This window comes from Geovibrio ferrireducens (genome assembly GCF_026226615.1).
Lineage (GTDB): Bacteria > Chrysiogenota > Deferribacteres > Deferribacterales > Geovibrionaceae > Geovibrio > Geovibrio ferrireducens.
Genome location: NZ_JAJAPB010000011.1, coordinates 11,097 through 35,314 on the forward strand (window position 1 = coordinate 11,097; position 24,218 = coordinate 35,314).

28 protein-coding genes are annotated in these 24,218 nt (G+C 47.1%); 16 read left to right on the forward strand and 12 right to left on the reverse strand.

Annotated features, from left to right (window positions below; genetic code table 11):
• Positions 1–3: 3 nt before the first annotated feature.
• The 4 genes from OSQ85_RS10955 to OSQ85_RS10970 are packed head-to-tail and all read left to right on the forward strand — an operon-like array spanning position 4 to position 2,697.
• Complete coding sequence (locus OSQ85_RS10955; protein WP_265823078.1) at positions 4–789, forward strand: 50S ribosomal protein L11 methyltransferase; 786 nt, start codon at positions 4–6, stop codon at positions 787–789.
• Positions 777–1,538: a metallophosphoesterase family protein gene (locus tag OSQ85_RS10960; protein WP_265823079.1), complete on the forward strand. Its 762-nt coding sequence runs from the start codon at positions 777–779 to the stop codon at positions 1,536–1,538. Before OSQ85_RS10955 ends, OSQ85_RS10960 begins: the two co-directional genes overlap by 13 nt.
• Entirely contained in the window at positions 1,538–2,221 is a 684-nt protein-coding gene (locus tag OSQ85_RS10965) for an RsmE family RNA methyltransferase (protein WP_265823081.1), read from the forward strand. The genes OSQ85_RS10960 and OSQ85_RS10965 overlap by 1 nt, the downstream gene beginning before the upstream one ends.
• Complete coding sequence (locus OSQ85_RS10970; RefSeq protein WP_265823082.1) at positions 2,218–2,697, forward strand: nucleoside deaminase; 480 nt, start codon at positions 2,218–2,220, stop codon at positions 2,695–2,697. Before OSQ85_RS10965 ends, OSQ85_RS10970 begins: the two co-directional genes overlap by 4 nt.
• 2 nt (positions 2,698–2,699) lie before the next feature.
• Here OSQ85_RS10970 and OSQ85_RS10975 read toward each other — a convergent pair whose 3' ends face one another.
• The 9 genes from OSQ85_RS10975 to OSQ85_RS11015 all read right to left on the reverse strand — a co-directional run bounded on the left by OSQ85_RS10975 (position 2,700) and on the right by OSQ85_RS11015 (position 11,508).
• A complete protein-coding gene (locus tag OSQ85_RS10975; RefSeq protein ID WP_265823084.1) occupies positions 2,700–3,587 on the reverse strand; it encodes a DMT family transporter in 888 nt (295 codons plus the stop codon).
• A 133-nt stretch (positions 3,588–3,720) separates the two neighbouring features.
• Positions 3,721–5,676, reverse strand: a complete 1,956-nt coding sequence (gene priA, locus OSQ85_RS10980) for a replication restart helicase PriA (protein ID WP_265823086.1) — start codon at positions 5,674–5,676, stop codon at positions 3,721–3,723.
• A complete protein-coding gene (locus tag OSQ85_RS10985) occupies positions 5,673–7,238 on the reverse strand; it encodes a long-chain-fatty-acid--CoA ligase (protein ID WP_265823088.1) in 1,566 nt (521 codons plus the stop codon). The genes priA and OSQ85_RS10985 overlap by 4 nt, the downstream gene beginning before the upstream one ends.
• Positions 7,228–7,821, reverse strand: coding sequence for a Maf family protein (locus OSQ85_RS10990; RefSeq protein WP_265823089.1), 594 nt, complete (start codon positions 7,819–7,821; stop codon positions 7,228–7,230). Before OSQ85_RS10990 ends, OSQ85_RS10985 begins: the two co-directional genes overlap by 11 nt.
• Positions 7,818–8,291 (reverse strand): Gx transporter family protein, encoded by a 474-nt coding sequence (locus OSQ85_RS10995; protein WP_265823090.1) that lies wholly within the window; start codon positions 8,289–8,291, stop codon positions 7,818–7,820. The genes OSQ85_RS10990 and OSQ85_RS10995 overlap by 4 nt, the downstream gene beginning before the upstream one ends.
• Before the next feature lie 28 nt (positions 8,292–8,319).
• Positions 8,320–8,682 carry a NusG domain II-containing protein gene (locus OSQ85_RS11000; RefSeq protein WP_265823091.1) on the reverse strand — a complete coding sequence of 121 codons (363 nt, stop codon included), beginning with the start codon at positions 8,680–8,682 and terminating at the stop codon, positions 8,320–8,322.
• Complete coding sequence (locus tag OSQ85_RS11005; RefSeq protein ID WP_265823092.1) at positions 8,672–9,607, reverse strand: FAD:protein FMN transferase; 936 nt, start codon at positions 9,605–9,607, stop codon at positions 8,672–8,674. Before OSQ85_RS11005 ends, OSQ85_RS11000 begins: the two co-directional genes overlap by 11 nt.
• On the reverse strand, positions 9,577–10,482 hold the full coding sequence (gene amrS / locus OSQ85_RS11010) for an AmmeMemoRadiSam system radical SAM enzyme (RefSeq protein ID WP_265823093.1): 906 nt from the start codon (positions 10,480–10,482) through the stop codon (positions 9,577–9,579). Before amrS ends, OSQ85_RS11005 begins: the two co-directional genes overlap by 31 nt.
• Positions 10,483–10,557: 75 nt before the next feature.
• Positions 10,558–11,508 (reverse strand): polyprenyl synthetase family protein, encoded by a 951-nt coding sequence (locus tag OSQ85_RS11015; protein WP_265823095.1) that lies wholly within the window; start codon positions 11,506–11,508, stop codon positions 10,558–10,560.
• A gap of 182 nt (positions 11,509–11,690) precedes the next feature.
• Between OSQ85_RS11015 and OSQ85_RS11020 the strand changes: the two genes are divergently transcribed.
• Genes OSQ85_RS11020 through OSQ85_RS11030 form a run of 3 tightly spaced genes read left to right on the forward strand, consistent with a single transcriptional unit; the run spans position 11,691 to position 13,531 of the window.
• The gene (locus tag OSQ85_RS11020; RefSeq protein WP_265823096.1) at positions 11,691–12,374 is read left to right on the forward strand and encodes a hypothetical protein; all 684 of its coding nucleotides are present in this window, start codon (positions 11,691–11,693) and stop codon (positions 12,372–12,374) included.
• 1 nt (position 12,375) lies between these two features.
• Positions 12,376–12,753 carry a Rid family detoxifying hydrolase gene (locus tag OSQ85_RS11025; RefSeq protein ID WP_265823097.1) on the forward strand — a complete coding sequence of 126 codons (378 nt, stop codon included), beginning with the start codon at positions 12,376–12,378 and terminating at the stop codon, positions 12,751–12,753.
• Positions 12,731–13,531: an endo alpha-1,4 polygalactosaminidase gene (locus OSQ85_RS11030; RefSeq protein ID WP_265823098.1), complete on the forward strand. Its 801-nt coding sequence runs from the start codon at positions 12,731–12,733 to the stop codon at positions 13,529–13,531. Before OSQ85_RS11025 ends, OSQ85_RS11030 begins: the two co-directional genes overlap by 23 nt.
• Before the next feature lie 69 nt (positions 13,532–13,600).
• Here OSQ85_RS11030 and hflC read toward each other — a convergent pair whose 3' ends face one another.
• Both hflC and hflK read right to left on the reverse strand, forming a co-directional pair.
• Entirely contained in the window at positions 13,601–14,458 is an 858-nt protein-coding gene (gene hflC, locus OSQ85_RS11035; RefSeq protein WP_265823099.1) for a protease modulator HflC, read from the reverse strand.
• Positions 14,455–15,453, reverse strand: a complete 999-nt coding sequence (gene hflK, locus OSQ85_RS11040; protein WP_265823101.1) for an FtsH protease activity modulator HflK — start codon at positions 15,451–15,453, stop codon at positions 14,455–14,457. The genes hflC and hflK overlap by 4 nt, the downstream gene beginning before the upstream one ends.
• Positions 15,454–15,772: 319 nt before the next feature.
• Between hflK and fusA the strand changes: the two genes are divergently transcribed.
• Genes fusA through OSQ85_RS11060 form a run of 4 tightly spaced genes read left to right on the forward strand, consistent with a single transcriptional unit; the run spans position 15,773 to position 19,693 of the window.
• Positions 15,773–17,836, forward strand: coding sequence for an elongation factor G (fusA, locus tag OSQ85_RS11045; RefSeq protein ID WP_265823103.1), 2,064 nt, complete (start codon positions 15,773–15,775; stop codon positions 17,834–17,836).
• A 16-nt stretch (positions 17,837–17,852) separates the two neighbouring features.
• The gene (locus OSQ85_RS11050) at positions 17,853–19,040 is read left to right on the forward strand and encodes a hypothetical protein (protein ID WP_265823104.1); all 1,188 of its coding nucleotides are present in this window, start codon (positions 17,853–17,855) and stop codon (positions 19,038–19,040) included.
• Positions 19,041–19,086: 46 nt separating this feature from the next.
• Entirely contained in the window at positions 19,087–19,362 is a 276-nt protein-coding gene (locus OSQ85_RS11055; RefSeq protein ID WP_265823105.1) for an integration host factor subunit alpha, read from the forward strand.
• On the forward strand, positions 19,355–19,693 hold the full coding sequence (locus OSQ85_RS11060; RefSeq protein ID WP_265823106.1) for a MerR family transcriptional regulator: 339 nt from the start codon (positions 19,355–19,357) through the stop codon (positions 19,691–19,693). Before OSQ85_RS11055 ends, OSQ85_RS11060 begins: the two co-directional genes overlap by 8 nt.
• A 37-nt stretch (positions 19,694–19,730) precedes the next feature.
• On the opposite strand, the gene OSQ85_RS11065 is transcribed toward OSQ85_RS11060, so the two are convergent.
• Positions 19,731–20,564 carry a FecR domain-containing protein gene (locus tag OSQ85_RS11065; RefSeq protein WP_265823107.1) on the reverse strand — a complete coding sequence of 278 codons (834 nt, stop codon included), beginning with the start codon at positions 20,562–20,564 and terminating at the stop codon, positions 19,731–19,733.
• 161 nt (positions 20,565–20,725) lie between these two features.
• Here OSQ85_RS11065 and OSQ85_RS11070 point away from each other — a divergent pair, with 161 nt between their 5' ends.
• The 5 genes from OSQ85_RS11070 to OSQ85_RS11090 all read left to right on the forward strand — a co-directional run bounded on the left by OSQ85_RS11070 (position 20,726) and on the right by OSQ85_RS11090 (position 24,203).
• Positions 20,726–21,292 carry an LPP20 family lipoprotein gene (locus OSQ85_RS11070; protein WP_265823108.1) on the forward strand — a complete coding sequence of 189 codons (567 nt, stop codon included), beginning with the start codon at positions 20,726–20,728 and terminating at the stop codon, positions 21,290–21,292.
• A 140-nt stretch (positions 21,293–21,432) separates the two neighbouring features.
• Positions 21,433–21,810 (forward strand): hypothetical protein, encoded by a 378-nt coding sequence (locus tag OSQ85_RS11075; protein WP_265823110.1) that lies wholly within the window; start codon positions 21,433–21,435, stop codon positions 21,808–21,810.
• Positions 21,810–23,018 (forward strand): transglycosylase SLT domain-containing protein, encoded by a 1,209-nt coding sequence (locus tag OSQ85_RS11080; RefSeq protein ID WP_265823111.1) that lies wholly within the window; start codon positions 21,810–21,812, stop codon positions 23,016–23,018. The genes OSQ85_RS11075 and OSQ85_RS11080 overlap by 1 nt, the downstream gene beginning before the upstream one ends.
• A 17-nt stretch (positions 23,019–23,035) precedes the next feature.
• Positions 23,036–23,686 carry an LPP20 family lipoprotein gene (locus OSQ85_RS11085; protein ID WP_265823112.1) on the forward strand — a complete coding sequence of 217 codons (651 nt, stop codon included), beginning with the start codon at positions 23,036–23,038 and terminating at the stop codon, positions 23,684–23,686.
• A gap of 184 nt (positions 23,687–23,870) precedes the next feature.
• The gene (locus OSQ85_RS11090; protein WP_265823113.1) at positions 23,871–24,203 is read left to right on the forward strand and encodes an STAS domain-containing protein; all 333 of its coding nucleotides are present in this window, start codon (positions 23,871–23,873) and stop codon (positions 24,201–24,203) included.
• Positions 24,204–24,218 lie beyond the last annotated feature (15 nt).

A 24,218-nucleotide genomic window follows, 5' to 3' on the forward strand; every position in this document is an offset into this window, starting at 1 on the left:
GAAATGAAAGAATATAGATATTTTATACGCAGCGAGGAGCTTGAAGAAGCTCTTCTTGATATGGAACTTACTGTTATAGAAGATGATTTTAAGAATGAGGAAGTTGTTTTCATAGTATATTCACAGGATGATCTCAGCAGTGTTTTCAATGACTTCGGTATGGAGTTCACCGTAAAGGATGTCAGTGAAACAGGCTGGGAGGATAAATGGAAGGAATTTTTACAGCCCGGCTGGCTCACAGATAATGTTTACTACTGCTTTGATACCGAAACATCAGCGCCGCACGGCAGGGTAGTACGCATTATTCCCGCTCTCGCCTTCGGAACCGGAACACACGCCACGACACAGGCTGCGGCAAGGCTTCTGGAAGGTGTGGCAGAAGGCAGGAGAGTCGCAGATGTGGGCTGCGGAAGTGCGATACTCGCCATAACTGCCTCAGTCTGCGGTGCGGAGAAAGTATATGCGTTTGATATTGATGACCTTGCCATGGGCAATGCCCGTGAAAACATTGAGCTTAACCGCTGCACAAATATCAGCGCATGGACCGGCGGCATAGAAAGCCTGAAAGAGCATGCGGATGTGATCGTGGCAAACATAATCACAAAGGTGCTCAAAAGCATACATGCGGATGTGGCGGCCCGAAAACCGGAGTATATAGTTTACTCAGGTATACTACAGGAAGAGTATGACGAATTTATGAACAGTATAGATACTGATGGCTATGAAATTGATGCAGCTTGTGAGGTTAAGGAATGGAAAGGAGTGCGTCTTAAAAGATGCTCGGTGTAATAGGAGATATTCACGGCTGCGTAAGAACCCTTGATGCGCTTCTGGAAAGGCTTTTCGGTGAGTACGACATACACAGGCTTATTTTCCTCGGCGACATAGTGGACAGGGGCAGATACTCAAAAGAGGTCTGCGATCTTATCATCGACCTGAAAAAACATTATGATGTCACTCTCCTTCTGGGCAACCACGAGGATGTTATGCTGGATTACTTCCGCTCCTCACTGCGTTACGGCCCTAAGCAGTTTATGAAGCTGGGCGGGGATAAAACCATAAGCTCCTTCACGGGCGGAAGGTTTGATAAGGAGCTGGCGCAGGGTAAGGACGTTTCCCTTGCCGCATACAGGTATTTTGAGCCTTACATGGACTTTTTCAGTTCCGCACAGATATGCGACAGCATGGATTACGGCTTCTTTAAGCTCCACTTCTCCCACGCCGGTATCGGCGACGGCTCCGGCAACGGGGATGACGAGTCATTCAGCCCTCAGTTCAGGTTCGCCTGGTCAAGGAATACAGACAGGCGCAAAACCACATACTTCGGCTACTCCATGGTGCACGGGCACACCCCCGTGGTTAAGATAGACCCGCAGATTAACCCTAATAGGCCTTACGTCAACCGTAACAAAAAAGGGGAGATCTGCTCCGTTAACCTTGATACCGGCTGTGTGTACGGTTATTTTCTCAGTTCAATGATTATAGACGACAACGGGGATTTCGAGTTTGAATCCATGAAGTATAAGGATAAAGGCTGATGAAAAGGATCTGGCTTGACGAGGTTTCAGGCTCATCCTGCGAACTGCGGGACGATGCGCATCATTATATAAAAACCGTTCTGAGAAGCAGGGAAGGGGATGAGTTCGGCATCCTCACTCCGGAAAGGCTCTGCACTGCCAGAGTTGCGCAGATAAACAATAAATTCACCCTGCTGGACATCCTCACGGAGCGCCCAGTGGTCAGGCCGGATTACAGGCTTTCTGTTTATCAGTGCGTACTCAAGCGGGAATATATGGATTTTGCCGTTGAGAAATACGCAGAACTTGGCGTTACGGAGATTATACCCGTAATCAGCGCCCGCAGTATGAAGGATGTGAAAGATAAATCCTTCGGCAGGTATCACGACATAGCGGTTAAGGCGGTTCTCCAGAGCGAAAACGAGCATGTGCCTGTGATTCACCCTCCTGTTCATCTGGAGGATATTTCGGCTGACAATACGGAAAAGCTCCTCTTTTATGAGCGCAAAGAAGGTAAGGAACCGTTGAAGGTGCAGTCCCGCGATGTCGCCATGATAATAGGCTGTGAAGGCGGCTTTGAGGATGAAGAGGTCGAAACACTGACAACAAAGGGTTTCCGTGTTGTTTCACCGTTTACTCCGGTACTCAAGGCTGAAACGGCAGCGGTTGTCTTCACAGGGTTAGTCAGGATGGAGCTTGAATGACGGAGTTTCAGTTTACTGATGACGACATAAGGTTCATGCGGCTTGCCATGGAACAGGCTGAGGAAGCCCGCGCGGAAGGAGAGGTTCCCATCGGCGCGGTGGTGGTTAAAGACGGTGAGGTAATAGGCAGGGGCAGAAACGCCAAGGCCGTTGCCAAAACTGCCACAAGCCATGCGGAGATAATCGCCATAGAGGATGCGTCAAGAAACACGGGTGACTGGCGGCTGGATGAATGCAGCCTGTACGTAACCGTTGAACCTTGCCTCATGTGCGCGGGGACAATCATCCACTCCCGCATACGCAATGTTGTTTTCGGCGTACCTGAACCCAAGTTCGGCGGAGTGATCAGCCTTGCAAACACCTTTGATATTCAGGGGCTTAACCACAGGGTAAGCTACAAACACGGGCTGTTTCAGGACGAGATACGGGAAATGCTGAAAAGCTTTTTCAGGGAACTCAGAAGCAGACAGCAGTAGTTTCAGAACTGAGTTACCGCCTTTCTTTTTATAAACAAACTGCTCCACATTGGCAGAATAATCCCCAGCATTATCATAATCATACCTATTATCTGCATGGCGGCTGTCTTCTCTCCGAGGAAAATATGCGCGAGAACCACAGTGAGTGCGGGTTCTATGGATGAGGCTATGGAGGTCATGGACGAGCCTATCTCTTTTAATGCTTTATATAAAAATATGGTTGCCAGAAACGAAGGGATTATTCCCAGCATAAGCGCAAGGCTGAGTTTGTAGGGTGTGAGGCTGAATGAACCCTCCGGAAGACCGAATGATAGGATGACGGATGCTGTTGCCATCAGGTAAAAGCTCAGGGCAAAAGGGTCTGTTTTTTCCAGAATATTATGTGTGATCAGCATGTATGAGGAAAATGTCAGCATAGCCATCATAGCCAGAAGAAGTCCGGTGAGGCTCATGTTTGAGCTGAAAGCTTCGAACAGTATCAGTGCCGAGCCCGCAAAGGCCACGGCAGCCGCTATGAGATGCAGGCGGTTGAGGGATTTTTTCAGCACCAGCCATGATATAAGCACCACGGCAGTGGGGTAGAAATAAAGCACAAGCTCAGCCGTAACAACAGGTATATATTTGATGGACAAGATAAAGAAGAAGCTCTGCGGCAGAAACATGGTTCCGCCTATGAGGACTATTTTAACCAGTGTCCGCCGCTCAATGATGAAAGCGTTTTTTCTTCCGGTGGAAATGAGGAAAGCCGCTGTGGTAAGCGCGCCGAAAGCAAAGCGGTAAAAGAGCATCTGCGCGGAGGACATGCCCGAATCGAAGCCGAATTTGGCTATGATAACAAGCGTGGAGAAGCACAGAGCCGATAACAGGGAATAAACAATGCCCCTAAGCACGGGAGTTCCCGCTTGCTGAATGTAATACTGACCGTTTCAAAATAATCCTTCTTGATATGTGAAAATATGTTCCGCATTTGCGGAGTAGAATCAATTAGTATATTTGCAAGTCTTTGTCAACGGGGAAGAAGGGCTACATAAAGAAGTATGGATCGCGGTCAACCTTCATTATGACTGCTGTTTTGCCGAGTTTATTGAACGCTGACACGGCGGTATGGATTGCCCGCTTGAGCAGGGCGGTGTCACTGCTTTTCATAAGGATGGAATACCTGTACTTATTGCGTATTTTATAAACCGGAGCCTGTGTGGGCTTTTTGATGTCTATCCCCGCCGGGAGGGAGCTCAGAGCCTGTTTCACGCTGTGGGCGGCATCATAGACAGTTTCCTCTCTGGAGTGGCTGAAAATAAGCCTGCAAAGCTTGCCCGCAGGGGGATAGCCGAAGGGCTCACGGCGCGTCATCTCAAATTCGTAGAAATCATCCGGCCTGTTTATTGCCATGTCAAATATATCCATCTCCGGCGAATAGGTCTGGATAATTACCTTGCCGGGCTTTTCGCATCTTCCCGAACGGCCGGAAAGCTGCACCAGAAGCTGAAAAGCACGCTCATGCGCCCTGAAATCGGGCAGGGAAAACATGTTGTCCAGATTCAGCACGGCGGATAAGGTTACATCGGGGAAATGGAGCCCCTTGGCGACAAGCTGTGTGCCCACAAGCACCTTGAATTTGCCGTCACGGAAATCGTCCAGCATTTTGCTGAGTTTTCCCTGAGATGTCACACTGTCGGTGTCAAGCTTGAGAACAGGGATTCCCAGAAGCTGTTCCAGAACCTCTGCCACACGCTCTGTTCCTGCGCCGTAGTCTCTGGTCTGTGTACTGCCGCAGTGTGTGCAGTGAGGAACTTTGTATTCCGATGCGCAGTAGTGGCATTTGGTTACGTTTCTTGATTTGTACCATGTGAGTGCAACGGAGCAGTTGGGGCAGTGGACAGTTTTGCCGCATTTTTCGCAGTAAAGTGTATGGGAATAGCCCTTGCGGTTTATGAGCAGTATCGCCTGTTCTCCACGCTGAACAGTGGCGGAAAGCTCGTCATAGAGCCTTTCGGATATTATGTGGTCTATTGGGTCGCAGGCTTTCATATCAACTATCTGCATCAGCGGCATACAGGCGGCATGGCGTGTTGTGAGTCTGTGGAGCTTATACTTGCCTGTTTTTGCATTATACATGCTCTCAAGAGAAGGGGTTGCGCTGCCGAGAATAACAGTTGCGCCCAGAATGCTTCCGTAAAGCACTGCCATATCCCGAAGCTGATAGGCCGGTGCTTCCTCCTGCTTGTAGCTCTGCTCATGCTCTTCATCCACGATGATCAGCCCGATATTCTCCGCAGGAACAAACAGGGCGCTTCTTGCACCTATGAGCACAGGCGCCTCGCCCTTTGCGAAGCTCCAGAATGCCTCCCTGCGTTTTTTCGGCGTGTGTCTGCTGTGGTATGAGGGAACCTCAAAACCAAGCCTTTTTGATATGCGCTCCACCATCTGCGGAGTCAGTGAGATTTCAGGAACAAGATAAAGCACCTTTTGTCCGGCGGCTATGACATCCTTTGCGAGCTCAACATATATCTCGGTTTTTCCGCTCCCTGTGACACCGTGTATGAGATGAACCGAGAACTTCCCGCGGTCAGCGGATATGCTTTCATAAATGCCTTGCTGATCTGCATTGAGCTTAAGGTCTTCTGCTGTGTTCAGTTTTTTAACGGGAACGGGGCAGGGCTCTGACTCCACAACTGTTTTCGATATGGTGCCTGCCAGAGTGAGGCCGGGCGGATTCACGTAGTAGTCCGCCATGGCATCTATCAGTCTGAGAAAATGGTCGGTAAAAACGGATGATTCCTCAAAGGTTTCAGCTACTTCACGATATTTTACACCTTCTCTGAGTTCCTTCGCCTCACCCAGAACAATTCCGGGGAGCACTCTGGAGGCCAGAGGAACTCTGACCCTTTGTCCCCGTATGAGCGGCGTATGGGATATGTAAGTATAAACGCCGCCTGCGGGAACCGGCAGAAGAATATCGTAATATGTCAAAGCTTTCAATCCTCCGGGTGATGCCCCGTGTGGAAGTGGCCGGAAAGAACCTCTCTCTTAAGCTCACGCTTGAGAACCTTGCCGGTGGCAGTCAGAGGGAGATCCTGCCTTATGTAGATATGACGGGGTATTTTATAGTTTGCGAGTTTTTCGCGGAGATACTTTTTAATATCTTTAATATCCAGATTAGCGCCTTCCTTCGGTTTGATGTAGGCATCAGGCACTTCGCCGCTGGCTTCATCAGGCAGACCTATAACGGCAGCCGCTTCCACGCCTTCGTATTTGTGAAGAACTTCCTCAATCTCTCTGGGGTAAACGTTCATGCCTTTGACGAGGATAAGATCCTTTTTGCGGTCAACAATATAGATAAACCCTTCCTTGTCAACTTTAGCAAGATCCCCTGTGAAGAGCCATCCGTTGCGGATAGTGGTTTCTGTGAGGCCGGGCATATTCCAGTAACCCTTCATTACGTTGGGGCCTTTTACAATGAGCTCGCCCACTGTGCCGACAGGAACTTCCATCTCGCTTTCATCAACTACCTTCACCTGCACGCCGTCAAGGGCGGGGCCGACTGAAAGGGGTTTCTGTTTATTAAGCAGGTTAACGGAAACAACGGGCGATGCCTCTGAAAGGCCGTAGCCCTCAACAATTGTTTTGCCGAACTTGTTTTTGAACTGCCTGAGTGTTTCCTCCGGCAGGGGCGCGCCTCCGCTTACATGGAGCCTGATGGGGTATATAAACTTAATGAACCATGCGGGCATTTTTGACTTAAGCAGAGCGGTATAAACCTGCGGAACGCCGAGGAAGAAGGTGGGGCGTTTGAAAACAAGTATATTCTTGAAGCTTTTCTTTTTAAGGTCGTTGACTCCTTCCAGAATGATGACGGAGGAACCGCTGAATGTAGGCAGTATAAGACACGTCATCATAGCATATGAATGGAAGGAGGGGAGGAAAAGCAGGAACTTCTCTTTAGAGCGCACATCAAATCTGGAAGCGCATGCCGCAGCGTTCGCTATAAGGTTTCTGTGGGTGAGCTCAGCCCCCTTGGGGTGGCCTGTTGTGCCGGAGGAGTAAATGAGAAGGGCTGAGTCCATCTCTGTGACATCAGGCTTAACATCCTTATCCGAAAGGTTTTCTGAAACAATATAAAGGTTTTCCGAACGGAACGCAGTCTGCTGGTATGCCATAACTGCTTTGAGGTTTTTAACCTCTTTTTCTATCTTGTTTGCAACTTCGTGAAATTCAGATGATGTGACAAATATTTTTGCGCCGCTGTCCTTGAGGATATAGGCTACTTCGTCTCTCTTGAGGAATGTGTTAACGGGAACAACCATGGCTCCGCATTTGAATGCGGCAAACAAAGTGAAGACGAACTCAGGGGAGTTCTCAAGCATTATAGCTACTCTGTCCCCTTTTTCTATCCCTTTAAGCTGTAAGGCGGAGGCAATCTTGTTTGTAAGCCTGTTTGCTTCGCCGTAGGTTATTTTTGCTTCCTGAAAATGAATATAAACTTTTTTCGGCTGGATTTTTGCCCTGTCAATAAGCATCTGGGCAAGATTGTTAAAATTCATGCAGTCCCCCCGGTTTTATGCCTGATTTAATTAAATGCTGAAAGAGTCTGCTTACGGGCAGACCGACAACGTTGTCATAGTCCCCGTCTATTTTTTCAGTCATCAGGCAGCCCTTTCCCTGAATCGCGTATGAGCCTGCCTTGTCAAAAGGTTCCTCTGTTTCTATATACCAGTTGATGAACTCATCACCGTATTTGCGGAAGTAAACGTCTGTTGTTTCATAAAATCTTTCGCACAGGCTTTCGCGCTTGTTCACGAGGGCAACGCCTGTGATAACCTGATGCTTTTTGCCGCTGAGCGCGCGGAGAGTGTTTCTTGCATCGTCAGCGTCTTTCGGTTTGCCGTATATCACGCCGTCCAGCACAACTATTGTGTCAGCGCCGATGATGTAGGCTTCGTCATAGATATTTGCCACGTTGTAGGCTTTCATAGCGGCAAGGCGCATTGCCTGATGACCGAAGTCGGGGTCATCCGTGAAGTCTTCTTTGATGTCTGACGTTACATACTGAAAATTAAAGCCGATGCGGGTCATAAGCTCTCTTCGCCTTGGTGAGCCGCTGGCAAGTATTATTTTCTGAATCATATTTTTCTGCTCCGTTCCTGCGATTTTTTCAGGTATCCGTCTATCATAAGCGCCGCATAACCTGTGAAAACTCCGCATGCAACGGAGATCGCGGCGAAATAGGGGAGAAGCCCGTAAATCGCAGGGCTCTGAATGTAGAATGTATTAGCCATAAAGAACTGAACGGCGATATGCACCAGCCCGCCCAGCGCTCCCATACTGACCGAAGTTATGAATCTACCGCATAATTTAAAATATGTCAGCATGAAAAATGTTGACGCTAAAGTTGCTGGTAATCCTATGGAAATCTTGACAATAAAGTTGCCTGTTACCAGCGGAACTATGATTGCTTTGAGAAATGCCACGGCAAAAGCAGCCTTGAAATCAAGCATGGTTATGGCCAGCATAATCCCTATATTGGCAAGACCCAGTCTGAGCCCCGGCAGAGGAAGGCCGATGAAGTTTTCCGCTATGCCGAAAACAATGGACAAAGCGGTGAACACCCCTATAAGGGCTGTTCTATCTTGATATGGCGTCAAGTCCGGTATTATCGTTTTCGCATCTGACATAAACAGCAACCTTGTTGGGAATACATACGGCAGCCTCTCCGCAGGAGGAAACCCAGCCTGTGAGCACACATATCTGGTTTGGGCAGTCCGATTCCTTTATTCTCGCTTTTCCGTCTTTGACTTCCACAACCATCTCATGCCCTGTTTCCTCCTTGAGATCATAAAGCTGATCTCGGAAGGAGAGCTCCTTTTCACCTTTTGCAGTAACCAGAATCAGTGCAGGAACTCCGGACGGGACAAACAGATTTTTTATGAAAAATACAGAGCAGAACAGTAAGGCAATTACAACTATATCCGCAGCTTTAATTTTCAAAGCTTTCCCATCCGCAGAGTTTTACAACACGGTCATCGTGAGTGTATATAAGAACAGGGGTTCCGGTGCGTTTGCAGGCTTCCGCCGCATCAGCTTCCGGCAGCAGGAAAAACACTGTGGAAAGTCCGTCTGCGGTTTCGCAGTTGTCGGCTATTACGCTTACGCTTCTGTACAGGCTTGCGGGCTCCATGGTGACCATATCAAATATATGGTTGTAGCGTATGCCGTTTTTCATGAAAAAACGTTCATAGTCGCCGCTGGTGGCTACAGCCTTGTCAGAGATTGATATGGTGGAGATAACCTTATTGGAATCATCAGGGTGGCGGATTCCCACTCTCCAGCGGGATTTGTTCTTTTTGCCGAATGCGTAAAGATCCCCCCCGGCGTTTATTATGCCTGACAGGGCTCCGTTCTGCTTCATCACTTCCACAGCCTTATCAACTATCATCCCTTTTGAGAAGGCTCCGGTGGAAATCCTGAGCCTTTCATCCTCTTTAACCAGCTTGCCGTCCACAAAAAGCAGAGGCATGTTTTTAATAGCGTCTGTTGCGGCTGCGTATCTTTCGGGGGACGGAAGGTCATACGGCCCTTCGGGGAAACCGTAAAGCCCTGTGAGGCTGAGTGCTCTTATATCGAACCTATCTTTGGAAATAGCTTTGTAATCGTATGATTTTTTGAAGAGTATTTCCCACAGCGGGCTTATTTCAAAGGCGGAGCCTGCGGGGGCGCTGTTGTATTTTTCCTCGAAGGATTTAACCTGCTCCTCATACTCGTTTATGGTGCGTATGACCTGTTTCAGGCTCGAATCCTTTTTGTGGGTAATCTCCACAAGGGTTCCCATTGCATAAAACTGCCTTTTTTCAAACTTGTCTGTGCAGGCAGCCGTAAAAAGTATCACACACAAAAATAAAGCTGTTTTCCGCATCCGGGACACCTGTTAGTTTTAAGGAAAGATTTTACTTCGTAACCGCTTCGTCTTACAAGAACAGTTTTGCAGTGCGGGCATAAGCTGCTGTTATTTTCATTTTTTATGTTTCCCGCATAAACGTATCTCAGGTGCTTTTCTGCTGTTTTCTTCATTCTGATAACAGTTTCGGGCTCCGTAGGGCGGATTGTGGATTTATAGGCCGGGAAGTAGGCCGAAATATGCAGCGGAATATCCGGGCTTACTGAGGCAAGCCAGCGGCACATGGACTCAAAGTCCTGCTCATCATCATTTTTACCGGGGATTAAAAGGTTGGTGACTTCAACAGAAACGCCGGATTCATAAAGAGCGGTGATCGTTCTTTTCACGGGTTCAAGGCTGCCCAGTGTTTCTTTATAGAACTTCTCAGTGAAGCCTTTCAGGTCGATGTTGGCGGCATCAATGAGAGGTATAAGCTCCGCGAGGGGGGCTTCGTTTATATAACCGTTGGAAACAATCACGTTTTTCAGTCCTTGTTTTTTGAACTCGGCAGCGCAGTCGTAAACAAATTCATACCATATGGTTGGTTCATTGTAAGTAAAGGCAATGCCTGTGCTGCCTGTCTGCACCGCTTCAGCGGCCAGTTCTGCCGGTGTGGTCTGTTTTCTTGGGGTTTCAGCGGTGCTTATGTGCCAGTTCTGGCAGAAATCACACCGGAAATTACACCCGTTTGTACCAATGCTCAATATAGAGCTTCCGGGATGAAAGTGGTACAGAGGTTTTTTTTCAACAGGGTCAACGCCTAATGCGGCCAGCTCGCCGTATGCCGTCTGAAAAAGTCTGCCGTTTATGTTTTTGCGTATGAGGCATATGCCGCTTTTACCGTTGCTTATCAAACACTCATGCGGGCAGAGAACGCACCTGACTGAACTGTTCTCCCGCGGCTCGTAAAAACGCGCCTCTTTCAGCATCTATTTTTCCCGTTTGATCATATAGTCCGCAAGGCTTTCAAGGGCTTCTCTGTATTTGTTTTCAGGGAAAAGTTTCAGGCTCTCCTTGGCTTTTGCGGAATAGCTGTCCAGTATTTCCTCTGACTTTCTTTTAACATCGTACTTTTTCATAAGTTCTATAATATAGGCGAGATTTTCATCATCCGAGTTTTCATTAACAATTATTTCACGTACCTTAACTTTCTCATCCTCTGATGCGTTTTCCAGAAGAACGATCACGGGCAGGGTTATTTTCCCCTCCTTAAGGTCTGTGCCGGGTTTTTTGCCTGTTTTGGCTTCATCACCCAGATAGTCTAGTATATCATCGCTCATCTGGAAGGCTATTCCCAGATTTTTGCCGAAGTCACGCAGGGCTGTGCGTTTGTCCTTATCCTGCCCGCCGAGGAGGGCGCCTATTTCACAGCATGAGGAGAAGAGAACGGCAGTTTTGCTGTTTATGATCTTGAGGTAGTCGTCTATGGTGATTCTGATGTCGGCAGTTTTGATAAGCTGGAAGACTTCCCCCTCGCTCATGGTTCTGGCAGCCACGGCAAGAGTCATCTGTATTTCGGGGTTTCCGTCCTTCACCAGATTCATGAACGCTCTGGAATAGAGAAAGTCACCGCAGAGAACTGTTATGTCGTTTCCGAAGACGGTATTTGCGCTTTTGCGGCCCCTTCTGTACATTGCGCCGTCTATAACATCGTCATGGAGCAGGGTTGCGGTGTGTATATACTCCACAACACCGCTGAGTGCCGCTGTTCTGGGGCCGTCATACCCGCAGAGGAGCGAAGAGAGGATTAAAAAAACCGGGCGAAGTCTTTTGCCGCCGCTTTCAAAAACATATGCCGCAACTTCGTTCACCATCTGGACGTCTGAATCAAGATTCAAAAGCAGTTCTTTCTCAACTTCTTCCCTTTGTTTTTCAATCATTGATAATATATCGTTAACATGCATCAGACGTGTATATCCTCTCTATTGATATTTTTGCTAATAAAAGATATTTTAACCGGAAGAAACCCGCCGCGCACAAAGCGGGAGCAGGGGTTTCAACGGGTTAAGGATATACGAAACATACGGCGGTGTAAAGAAAAAAGGTTTTTGGAGATAGTCATTTGAGTTATGCAGGGATGGAAGATATTCACCTTACTTATTATAAACTTCTGGACGGAATAGACACCTCGGTCAATCTAGGGGTGTCCGGTGTTGTGGATCTTTCGTTCAATGATTTTGTAACAGCCCGTTACCTTGTTGATAACAAAGGTTTCAGAAGCGTTTCCGCTCTCACTGATCTGAAGATGATAAACTACGAAGGCATAAATCCTGTACGCATTGACAGGAACCTTTCGTTTACCTTAAGAAAACTTAAAACGGATCTGGTTATTTCACTCGGCGGCACATTCCGCTTTCAGCCGGTGCACGATGCGGCATACGCTGTCCACGGCTGCCTGAACGTTGGCGGTTCTGTGATTCTTGCTGTTTACCCAACTGTTTACGACAGACAGGGAAGGGATATGCTGGCCGCTTTCAGTGCGGCAACGGGAATCCCCGTGCGTGACAAGCTGGGGAGATGGTACTCCACGCTGTTCAACACAATGAGCAATCTGTTTGTGAATATCCGCACGGAAGAGGTTCTTTCAGACACCACCAGTGCGGAGGTTATGTCTGTTTTCTCCACAGACAGCTTCTACAGGTATCTTTTCAGGGATAATACTGAGTATGACAAGTTTTTTTCCCTTGCAGGTGACGGGGAAGGATATATTCTTTCATGGAAAATAATAAAAGGATTAAAGGTGTAGCATGAAAACAGTTACCACAGACAACGCGCCCGCTGCCATCGGCCCCTACTCTCAGGCCACCTCCGCCGGGAATATGCTTTTTGTATCCGGCCAGATTCCCCTAGATCCGAAAACCGGGGCTGTAGTTGGCGAAACAGTTGAGGCTCAGGCGGAAAAAGCTATTCACAACCTTATTGCAATAGTGCGTGATGCGGGTTTCCTCGTCACTGATATTGCCAAGGTTACGGTATATATAAGGGATATGGGCAAATTTGCTGAGTTTAATGAAGTTTACGCCCGCGAGCTCTCCGGTCACAGACCTGCAAGGGCAGTTGTAGAGGTTTCAGCGTTGCCTAAAGGGGTTTTGGTGGAGCTTGATGCGATTTGTGTTAAGGAATAGTTTTCTTATTTTTCTGGCTGTTCTGCTCTCCTACTGCTTCTGGAAGAAAGATGCAAAAGAGTCTATGCCTGAGCGCTGGCAGCCTTCACCCGGCCAAAGCTGGCATATCCAGCTTCAGGGTGAGCTTGTTAAATATGACGATGCGGCGGTCTACGAGATAGATTTGTTCAACACGGATGCTTCAATGATTCAGCTTCTGCATTCGGAGGGCAAAAAGGTTATATGCTATTTCAGTGCGGGAACGGTTGAGGACTGGCGGCCTGATGCGGCGGCTTTCCCTCCTGAACTCACAGGAAATCCCCTGCCTGACTGGGAAGGGCAGAGATGGCTTGATGTGCGGAGCGTTAAGAAGCTTGCACCGCTGATGGAAGCGCGCCTTGATCTGGCAGTGACGAAAGGCTGTGATGCTGTGGATGCTGACAGAGTGGGCGGATACAGAGAGAACACCGGCTTTGAAATAACTTATGACGACCAGCTTGTGTTTAACCGTTTTCTGGCCGAAGCCGCACACAGGCGTGGGCTTGCAATCGGATTGCGGAACAATTTTGTTCAGGTTGCCGATCTTGCGGATATTTTTGATTTTGCTGTTTCTGAGCAATGCTTTGAAACAAATGAGTGCGATCTGCTCTATCCGTTCATACAGAAAGGCAAACCTGTATTCGGCGTTGAGTATGTCTTTCCTGTTGAAGTCTTCTGCGATGCGGCAAACAATGTGGGTTACGACTTTGTACTTTCAAATAAAGAACTGGACGGAACATTCCGCGTTCCGTGCAGATAATTAAAAAGCCCTTCGTCCGTTATAGGGAGCGAAGGGCTCTGATTCTTCACATCATCTGCTTTTAATCGGTTATTCGCCTTTCTGGAGCAGCCTCAGCATTTTATTATTTGTTGTGAGGAAAAATCCTGTGCTGTTGTCATTAAGGACATTCCTGTACACTTCAAGAGACTTATAAAACTCATAGAACTGCGGGTCCTTGTTATACGCGCTTGCATAGATGTTAATGACCTCAGCATCGGTTTTACCTTTTATCTCCTCAACCTTGCGGTAAGCTTCTGCGATTATTATTGCTCTTTCCTTCTCAGTGGTAGCCTTAATAATCTGTGACTCCTCCATACCCTCTGAGCGGTACTGTTTGGCTATCCTGTTACGCTCAGCCTTCATACGCTCATATACTGCCTTTTCGTTCTGCGTGGGCAGATCAGCGCGCTTGATGCGGACATCATGGATGTCTATTCCGTATTCAAGGGCTTTTTCTCTGGAAAGAGTGGTGACATTAGCCATTATGACGCCTCTGTTGGTTTTTATAACGTCAATGAGGTCATGCTTGCCGAGTTCATTTCTCATTTCGGAGTAAATGATGTCATCCAGCCTGTGAAAAGCGCTCCTGTAGTCCCTTACCGTGAGGTAGAACTTAAGCGGGTCTGCTATTCTCCAGCGGCAGTAATTGTCTATCACAAGGGCTTTCTTGTCCTTTGTCAGTATTTCGGATGAGCTTGCGTCATACTCAATAAGCTTTTTGGACATAAAAATGGCCTTCTGTATGAAGGGCATTTTGAAATAGAGCCCCGGTGTGGAGTGGCTGTTTACAGGCTTTCCAAGCTGGGTTATGACAACATGCTCGGTCACATCCACAATGATGAACAGAGACTTAAACGCGACAAAAGCCGCTATTAAAATTACCGGTATCAGAAGTTCCTTTTTCATTTCGCCAGACCTCCTTTGATAGCGTCAAGCCCAAGGAGGGGCGATATGTTCTCTATGCTGTCATCGAATATATATTTCTGGTTGCCCTTAAAGACTTCCGCCATGGTATCAAAATACATCCTCTTTTTTGTGACAGAGGGCGACTTGGAGTAGCTGGCAAGAATCTGGTTAAACCTTGAGGTATCACCGAGAGCCTGTTCAACTTTTTCCTTTCTGTAGGCTTCTGCTTCCTGAATCATTGATTCCGCCTGACCTCTGGCTCTGGGGATAAGCTCATTTCTGTAGGCTTCCGCCTCGTTTATGAACCTGTTTTTATCCTCTCTCGCGCTTGCAACATCCTTGAATGAATCCACAACCTCAACCGGGGGCTCAACATCCTGAAGCTGAACAGCAACAATGGTTACGCCTGTTTTGTAGTAATCAAGCATGTCCTGAAGAATCTTCTGTGTTTCGTTCTGGATTCTGCCTTTGCCTACTGTGAGGATGTCGTCTATCATCTCTCTGCCCGCAACCTCTCTGATTGCTGATTCGGCAGCGTCTTTGATAGTTATCTCAACATTGTTCACGTTGTACAGATAGCTTTCAATATCAGTTATCCTGTACTGGAGGCTGAGTGCGATGCTGACAATGTTCTCATCCCCCGTGAGCATAAGTGATTCCTTGGGAATCTCCTGATACCCGCCGCGCGTACCTGTCTTGAAACCGATCTCAATTCTGTGAACCTGAGTGACCACTGCCTTGTCAACAGTTTCAAAGGGATACGGCATGTGATAATGGGGACCAGCACTGACTATGCGGTTAATAACACCGAAGCGTTTGATAACCGCCTGCTCATCCGCAGCGACAATGAAAAAACCGCTGGCGAAATAGACCGCCACAATAATGAGGCCGATAAACGACGCTCCGGGCAGCTTGATGTCGGGCTTTTTGATCTTGAAGTCAAACTTCTCGTCGCCCCAGGGGCTCCCGCCCGTGCCGTTGCCTTGTGAGTTCATTAATATCTCCTTTTGTTTAATACACTACTAAATGATTTTGAAAGTTTCAGCGATGAAATGTTCTCAAAAATAAGCCTGATAATTACCTGAAATGCAATTTATCTATGATTGCATAATATAACAAACAGATAAATAAAAAAAATCCGCTTCAAAGCATTGAATTTCCCTCAAACTCTGATAAACTTAGTCAGGATAGGGATTAATTGCCTGTCCCTGCTGTTTTATTGAGTTTTTGACAGCCTCTTTGCTCATAAGTTAATTTTACCCGCAGGCGGCGTCTGCGGTTTTAATCTTATAAACAAGCAGTTCGGAGGTAGAAATGGAGATTGGCAGAATAAGAAATGTGGCATTCATCTCCCACGGAGGTGCGGGCAAAACCAGTCTGGCGGAAGCTATTCTCTTCAATGCGGGCGCAGTAAACCGTATCGGCAGTGTCGAAAACGGAACCAGCTTTATGGACTTTGATCCTGTTGAGATAAAGAGAAAATTGTCAATCCACTCCAAAGTATCCTCCATAGAATGGAACAAGCACCTTATAAACATTGTGGACACTCCCGGTTACTCAAACTTCCTTCATGAAACCAAGGCGGCAGTGACTGCCGTCGGCGGTGCTGTGGTTATCGCAAGTGCTATTACCGGCGTTAAAGCGGAAACCCAGAGAGTCTGGCAGTATGCTGATGACAACGATCTGGCTAAAATTGTCTTCGTAAATAAAATGGATAAGGACAGGGCGGACTTTTTCCGTGCTCTGGGCGATATAGAAAAATCTTTCAATGTTGTTCCTCTCCCCATTTTCATACCCATAGGCAAAGAGAATGATTTTAAAGGTATTATCGACCTTGTAAAAATGAAAGCATACATTTATCCGGCGGAACCCACCGCACAGTACAAGGTGGAGGATATTCCCGCCGAGTACGCGGCAGAGGCTGAAAAATACAGAGGCAAGCTCCTTGAGGCTGTCAGCGAAACTGACGATGAACTCATCGAGAAATTCCTTGAAGGTGAAGAACTTACGGAAGAAGAAATAGAAAAGGGGCTGCGCGAAGGCACAATCCGCAAGCAGTTTATCCCGGTGCTCTGCGGCTCTGCCGTTAAGAACATAGGCAGCAAGCTCCTTCTGGAAGCCATAATAAAATATCTTCCCTCACCCCTTGAGAGGGAGTATAAAATAGCTAAAAATATTGAGAGCGGCGAAGATTTTATAGCGGTTCCGGATGAGGCGGAGTTATCAGCGTTCGTATTTAAAACTTTCATCGATCCTTTCGCAGGAAAGCTCTCTCTCATAAGGATTTTCTCCGGCGAGATGAAGAGCGATTCCGAGGTCTTCAACACCAATAAGGAGGAGAAGGAGCGCATAGCCCAGCTTTATCTTCTTCAGGGCAAAAACCACATTAAGATTGACAAAGCCGTTGCAGGTCAGATAGTTATGGTGAATAAACTTAAATACACCGACACTTTTGACACCCTTTGCGGCGGCAAAAAGAAAGTGGTCTTCCCCAAACCGGAGCTCAATGAGCCTGTGCTGGCTTATTCCATTGTTCCCAAGTCCAAAGATGATGAAGACAAGGTTTCATCCGGTCTTCACCGTCTGATGGAAGAGGATATGGGAATCCGTGTGGAGCGCAGTGAACAGACAGGGCAGCAGCTTCTTAAGGGAATGGGGCAGATGCACATAGAAGTTGTAGCCGAAAGGCTCCAGAACAAGTTCGGCGTTCAGGTTGAACTTAAAACACCGAAGGTTCCCTATATGGAAACCATACGCGGCAAAGCCAAAGGTCAGGGCAAGTATAAAAAACAGAGCGGCGGCAGAGGCCAGTACGGCGATGTCTGGATAGAGATAGAGCCTATGCCCAGAGGCAGCGGTTTTGAGTTTGCAAACAACATAGTCGGCGGTGCTGTTCCGAGAAACTATATACCCGCAGTTGAAAAAGGTATATATGAAGCATCCAGAGAAGGGATTCTTGCCGATTTCCCGCTGGTTGATTTCAGGGTCAGTCTGTATGACGGATCATACCATTCGGTGGATTCATCAGAGATGGCGTTTAAGATAGCAGGCTCAATGGCATTTAAAAAAGTTGCTGCCGAATGCAAACCAGTTCTTCTGGAACCGATTATGAACCTTGACGTTTTCGTTCCAGATGATACAACAGGTACTGTGATCGGCGACCTTAACTCCAGAAGAGGGCGCATAGCAAACGTTGAACCTCAGGCAAACGGACAGCATATCCGCGCCGAAGTGCCTATGGCTGAGGTTCTGGCATATGCGCCGGATCTCAGAAGCATGACAGGCGGACACGGCATGTTCACCATGGAGTTCTGCCGTTATGAAGAGGTTCCCACTCACCTGATGGAGAAAATTATCGAGGAGCAGAAAGGGGCATAAGCTCCGCAAATATTTGATGAGCGGAATTAATTTACTTAAATATCATGATAAAAGCTTTTCAGACATTCACCGTCTGATGCACGGAGAGATAGAGGACGAGCTGTTCACGCAGCTTGTCCTTGTTCCCGCGCAGAATAAAACAAGGCCGAAGCCCCGCCGGCTGTTAAGTCCGGTATATGCGGCCGCCCTCCTGCTCACTCTGAGTGCCGGAGCTGTTTCTTATTTTTATTACAATACAGGCACAGCACCTGCCGACCTCATAAGGCCTGCTGCGGAGAAACCCACCGCAGACGGGGCAGTTCCTCCTCCAAAAACCAGACTTGAAAGGGAAGGATATACTAAAATAGGCGAAATAGTCTTTCTGGACGAAAATGCCGAGGAAACCACTGTTGTCATAGAATCCGAGTATGTTCCGGAACCTGAGCCGGAACAGGGCGCAGTATCTGAACCGCCTGCTGTTGCGGTAAAATCTCTTGATGTTACCACCGAACCCCTGCCGAGAAAGACAGCTATCGCAAGGGGAACCTATGTAGCAGTGGGCAGAGAGGAAAGCCGTGCTGTCGGTGCTGGCCCCATTGCGGAAACTAAAAAGGAAGAACCCAAACCCGCCGCGGCTCCTGCTCCGAAACCTGAGCCGGTGAAGACTCAGCCTGCTCCAAAACCGGCAGAGCAGCCCAAACCTGCGGAAGTGAGGAAGGCTCCTGAACCTCAGAAACCTGCGGCAGCTCAGAAAGAACCCGCCGGACAGCCGGAAGCGCCTAAACCTGCACCTGCAAAGATTGCCGCTTTGCAGGTGTCTATCCCTGAAAAAATATACAGCATCGAATTTGAAAATGTTAATTCTGCAAAAAGATACACTATCCTTGCCAATGCGGAGAGAGCCGGTCTTAAGGGTACGGAAAAGCTTGTTTCATCCTCGGAAACCACCGCATGGAGAGTTTACAGGCTTGTGCCCGGTTCAAAAACTCAGATCGCAGGACGCGGTGTGGAGTTTGTTGCCGATTTGTCAGATAAAGAGCAGGCTATTGAGTTTGTGCAAAAAAATAATATTCCCGCTGCAATTAAACAGGTAAAAATTGAAAATAGTGTATATAATATAACAGTTTGCTGTACGACTGCCGAAAAAGCACGCAATTTCGTTTCCTATAATAAGGCAAATGCGGAAAATACGCGGCTCGTACCTTCGACAGATAAAAGTAATTGACTGTAAATAAAAGGCTATTATAATTTTGTCTATAAGGGAGGCTGTTATGACAAAAGCTGACATCGTCGAAACCGTACACGAAAAGCTTGGACTTACCAAGAAGGACATTTCCAAAGTAGTGGATGAAGTTTTTGATGCAATCAGGGGCAATATCCTTGATAAGAACAACGTCAAAATTTCCGGCTTCGGCAACTTTGAAGTAAAAAAGAGAGGCAGAAGAATCGGCAGAAACCCTAAAACAGGCGTGGAAACTGTTATCGAACCCCGCACTGTTGTGGTTTTCAGACCCAGCCAGATATTCAAAGACGAGGTAAATGACTGATAAGCTTTACTACAAAATAGGCGAAGTCTGCGAGATAACGGAGCTCAAATCCTCCGTGCTGCGTTTTTGGGAGAAGGAATTTAAACAGCTCCGTCCTGTTAAATCAGGAGGCGGACAGCGTTTTTATACCAAAAAACACCTTGACCTGATCTTTTCCCTGAAACGTATGCTTTATGAAGAAAAGCTTACCATTGAAGGTGTGCGCAGAAAGCTTAATAAGGTTTTGAACGAACCGATGAAGGCACAGGCGCAGGTTTCACAGACTCCTGTTTCCCCGGAAGATATTAAAAAAGAGCTTTTGGATATCCTTGATATCCTTAAAGATAAGTAGCGGCAGCCTTTACCCGATTAGGCTGCCGTATTCATTTTCACTGTCCGGCTTTGTTATTCTGTCTGTCCGGTTTAGGCTGCGGTCTGGGCGGCGCAGGGGGTCTGACAGCTTCTTTCTTCTGTGTCTGTCCCTGAACATTTATGCGTGAGGAAAAGAGGTCAAGCTCTCTGAAAGCGCTGTTCACATCATCACCGAATTCTATGTTCCTTACTTCATTTCCGTCTATTGATACGGCTGTTCCGCCTTTTATGCTGAACTCTTTTACGTATTCCACGAACTCCTCATTCTGCTCTCTCAGGTATTTCTCGTAGTCGCTCATGGTTTCATTGACGAAGTTGTTATATTCCTCCTGAACCTGCTCCACATACCTTTTGAACTCGCCTTCCACAGAAGTGAATTCAAGCTCGCCTTCTTTGAGGTAAACCTTGGCAGGCGCGGTTCCTATTCCGTCTGCATTAGGCTCAACCTCAACAAGAAAAGTCGTGCCCTTAACACCGATTACCGTGGTCTGAAGGCCTATCTGAACCCCTTGGGCCTCGTTTGTTTTGGTTATTTTGAAAACAACCTTACCCTCAGCGGGGGAGTATTTCTTAAAATCGTCTATAGTCAGCATTGATTTTTCCAGCACAACCACCTTTGACTGGTCTCTGAAATTTATAAATGCCTTGCTTTTGCCGGAGGTTTTTATTCTGTCACCTTTGAAAAGTTTGTGGTTATTCTTTCTGAACGTTTCTCCGCGTACTTCGTTCTCTTTGTAGATATTGACTTTTCCTTCGGCTGAGGCTATCTCTCCCAGAGAGACTTTATCAACTGAAAAAGCTGTGGCTGTGATCACGGTAAAAACTGCTGCAAGGAATAGGATCTTTTTCATGATATTTCTCCGCATATATATGAATCGCTGATAATTTATATTACCTTATATTTTGGTTATCCAGTGAATTTTCCCTTTTTTCATACGGAGAGGGAATGTATTATTTTTTAAAAGTGGTACAATGATACAGAAAGAACGTTAATAACCCTATAGGAGGATTTATGAAAAGAATAATTTTGGCGGTTATGTTTGTTGCTCTTGTTACTGTCGGCTGCGGAGGAAAAAGTGCTGAAGCGCCGAAAGTTATCGATCCCTGCTTTAACGGTGCTCCCGCGTGGGTTCTCAGCCCTGAGCTTGAGGGCGGTCTTGCCGCTTCCGGTTCAGCTAAGGTCGGCCCCGCCGGAATGCAGTTCGCTAAAACTGAGGCTATGGCCTCAGGCAGAGACGAGCTTGCGAGAATCATAAGCCTTAAAGTGCAGAACATGGTTAAGAACTTCACTCAGGTAACAGGTGTGGGCGATGCTCAGACAGTTGACAAAGTTTCTTCTCAGGTTTCCAAACAGGTTGCCAACGAAACTCTCAACGGCTCCAGACAGAAAAACATCTGGCAGTCTCCTTGCGGAGATCTCTGGATACTTGTTGTCCTTGACCCTGCTGTAGTTAAGGAACAGGCTAAACAGGCTGTTCAGTCAAGCTACAAAAACGATCAGGCTCTGTGGCAGCAGTTCCAGGCTAAAAAAGCCTACGAAGAGCTTGATAAAGAAATTGCAAAAGAATTCGGCCAGTAAAATATCAGGGGGCGTTTTTACGCCCCCATTGTTTTAAACCCTGTATCATGCCCGCTCTTTAAGATCTTTAAAGAGGGAATCCCCGCTGTAAGGACACTTTTATGAAACAAACCTCTAAATTCATTGTCTTAATCATATTAATGAGCTTTATATACGCCTGTGCACCGCAGACAGCTACCGCGCCTGTTCTGGTGCAGAAGCCTGAATGGCTGTGGAAACCGTCTGACGGCGGCAGGATAGGAGGCGTTGGTATAGCCAAAGAGCATATCCGCGGCCTTGATGCACAGCGCAAGCTGGCAGTTTCCAGAGCCATAGACTCCATAGCGGCACAGCTTGGCGTTCAGGTGCAGAATATTACTGTGCTGGAATCACATGCGTCTTCTTCCGGCGCTGCCTCAACAACAATCGATTCCTACAGCATACACACTGTGCAGGGAAATACGGTTAAGGCTGCCGTGAGGGAGTTCTGGACAGACCCTCAGACCAGCGAACTTTATGTATGGATGGTGCTTGAATAATGAAAAAACTTTTTTACCTCGCCGCTGTTATGCTTTTTGCCTCCTTTGCCTTTGCAGAAGGGTTTGATGACTTTAAAGAGAGTATGGACAGTGGTTTCAGTGACGAGAAAAAAAGCTTTGACACTTATAAGGAAGAGCTTGAGAAAGAATTTGCAGAATACAAACGCATAATTAATGAAGAGTATGCAGCCTACAGGAAAGACATTCTCACTCAGTGGAACGAAGCCGAGATGAGCACGCCCACAAAATGGGTGGAATACACTGACGGGCTGAAAAAAAAGAAGGTGGTTGACTTTGAAAACGGAACATACCGTCTTGAGGTGATAGGCAGGGATTACTCTGCCGTGGAAAAAGAGCTTGATGCCCTCATGAAGGATATGCTTGGAGTGGATAAGGCAACGGCGTTTCAGCGGGATGTTCCTGCAAAAAAAACCGATGAAAAAGCCCGCGAAAAGCTGAAAAATATAGCTACCGGAAATGTGGGGAATGAAAGTGTGATCGGCAGCGCTATCACCGGCAAGGAAAACCCCGCAAAAAAAGATATAGATCTGGCGGCAGAAAAACTTAAAGAGAATGCGGAGGTGAAGACAGAACCTTCAAAGACGGGTGAAACTGTTTTTATAATGCAGGGCAAGCTTCCTCCTGAAACATACAGAAATAAGGCGGAGCAGCTTAATCCTTCCGTCCAGAAATACTCAAAGGAGTTTAAAATACAGCCTTCGCTGGTTTTCTCCGTGATACAGACTGAAAGCGCATTTAACCCGGTTGCTCAGTCACATATTCCTGCATACGGACTTATGCAGATTGTGCCGACATCCGCCGGAAAAGATGTGGCACAGCTTCTCATGGGCAAACCGCTGATACTTACTCCTTCATATCTTTTTAATACCGACAATAATATAAGAGCAGGCACAGCATATCTGCACATACTGTATTACAGATACCTTAAGGCGGTGAACCACCCGGAAAGCAGATTCTACTGCTCAATTGCGGCTTATAATACAGGCGCAGGGAACGTTGCTTCCGCTTTTAACGGGCGTAATGCAGGGAAAAACAGGTACAATGTTACAACGGCAGCAGGAATTATAAACGGCATGGCTCCTGCCGCTGTTTATGACTATCTCAGGGCTAAGCTGGAATATGACGAAGCCAGAAGATACATTGTAAAGGTTACGGACGTATTGCCTTCGTACAGATACTTTGACTGAAAAATCAGGGGGTTGTAATGCTTAAAACCATAGCCGCTGTTGCGGTTTCACTGACATTTGCCGGATGCATGGCTTCCAAGACCGAAGCTCCGAAGCCGGCCGTGCATAATACAAAACAGGTTCAGCAGAATAGGGCTGATGATGCTTTTAAAGAGCTTGATAAAGAGGTCAGCGGTCAGGGTACAGGGCTTGAAGGCATGGAAAAACCGCCTGTTCCTGCTCCCGCACCTGCGACTGAAAAGGCTCCGGAGATGCCCAAACCGGAATATGCAAACAGACCTGTGGACAAGGATAATCTGGGCCCCGTGACGAAATACCCGGTGCAGAACGGCTTTCCAGTATGGTTTGCAACGCCTAATATGGACGGTTACATAGGCGCTGTCGGTATAGCAAAGCAGCAGGCCAGAGGCGGTATAGCAGCTCAGCGCAGAGTGGCAAAAGCACTTGCGCAGAATGACCTTGCCAGAAGCATAAAAGTTATTGTCAGTTCCGAAGTGAATATAGAAAAGCTGAATGTGGATACACAGACGCTTAAATATTATCAGAGTAAAGTTTCCACCCTTTCCCGTCATCAGGCAGAGGAAGTATTAAGCGATTTTGAAATACGCGATGAATGGCTTGACCCGAAAACAAAAGAACTCTACGTCTGGCTTGTGTTAAGAAAATAAGTTGTTCTCAGGCAAATAATGGTGTAATCATACTCTGTTATTTGCCTTTTTTATATTTTGCTGTTAATGTTTTCAGCTCCGTTTACGATAATAAAGGAGGGGCAGGTGTTAACCTGTTCCGTTATTGCATGTTTAATGATATTATATTTACAGAAGTATGCTTTCAGTTTCACGAGGGGGTATGATGAAGATACACACTGAAGATTACGGCCAGTTTAAAGTTCTGAAAGTCGCCGGAAAGGTCGACATACTCACTTCATCTGAGATCAGGGCTAAGCTTGCCGAAGTTGCCAGAGCAAAGATAAATGTGCTTGTGGTGGATCTTGATAAAGTTGTGTACATGGATTCATCCGGGCTTGCCACTTTCCTTGAAGGGCTTAAAAGCATGAAGGAGTACGGCGGCGTTCTGCGTCTGGTAAATGTTCCCGAAAGAATAGACAAGGTTCTCAAGCTCATGAAGCTTGATCAGGTTTTTGAAGTTTACGAATCTGTTGACGAAGCTGCCAGAGGAAAATAATAACCTGCTTCTTGA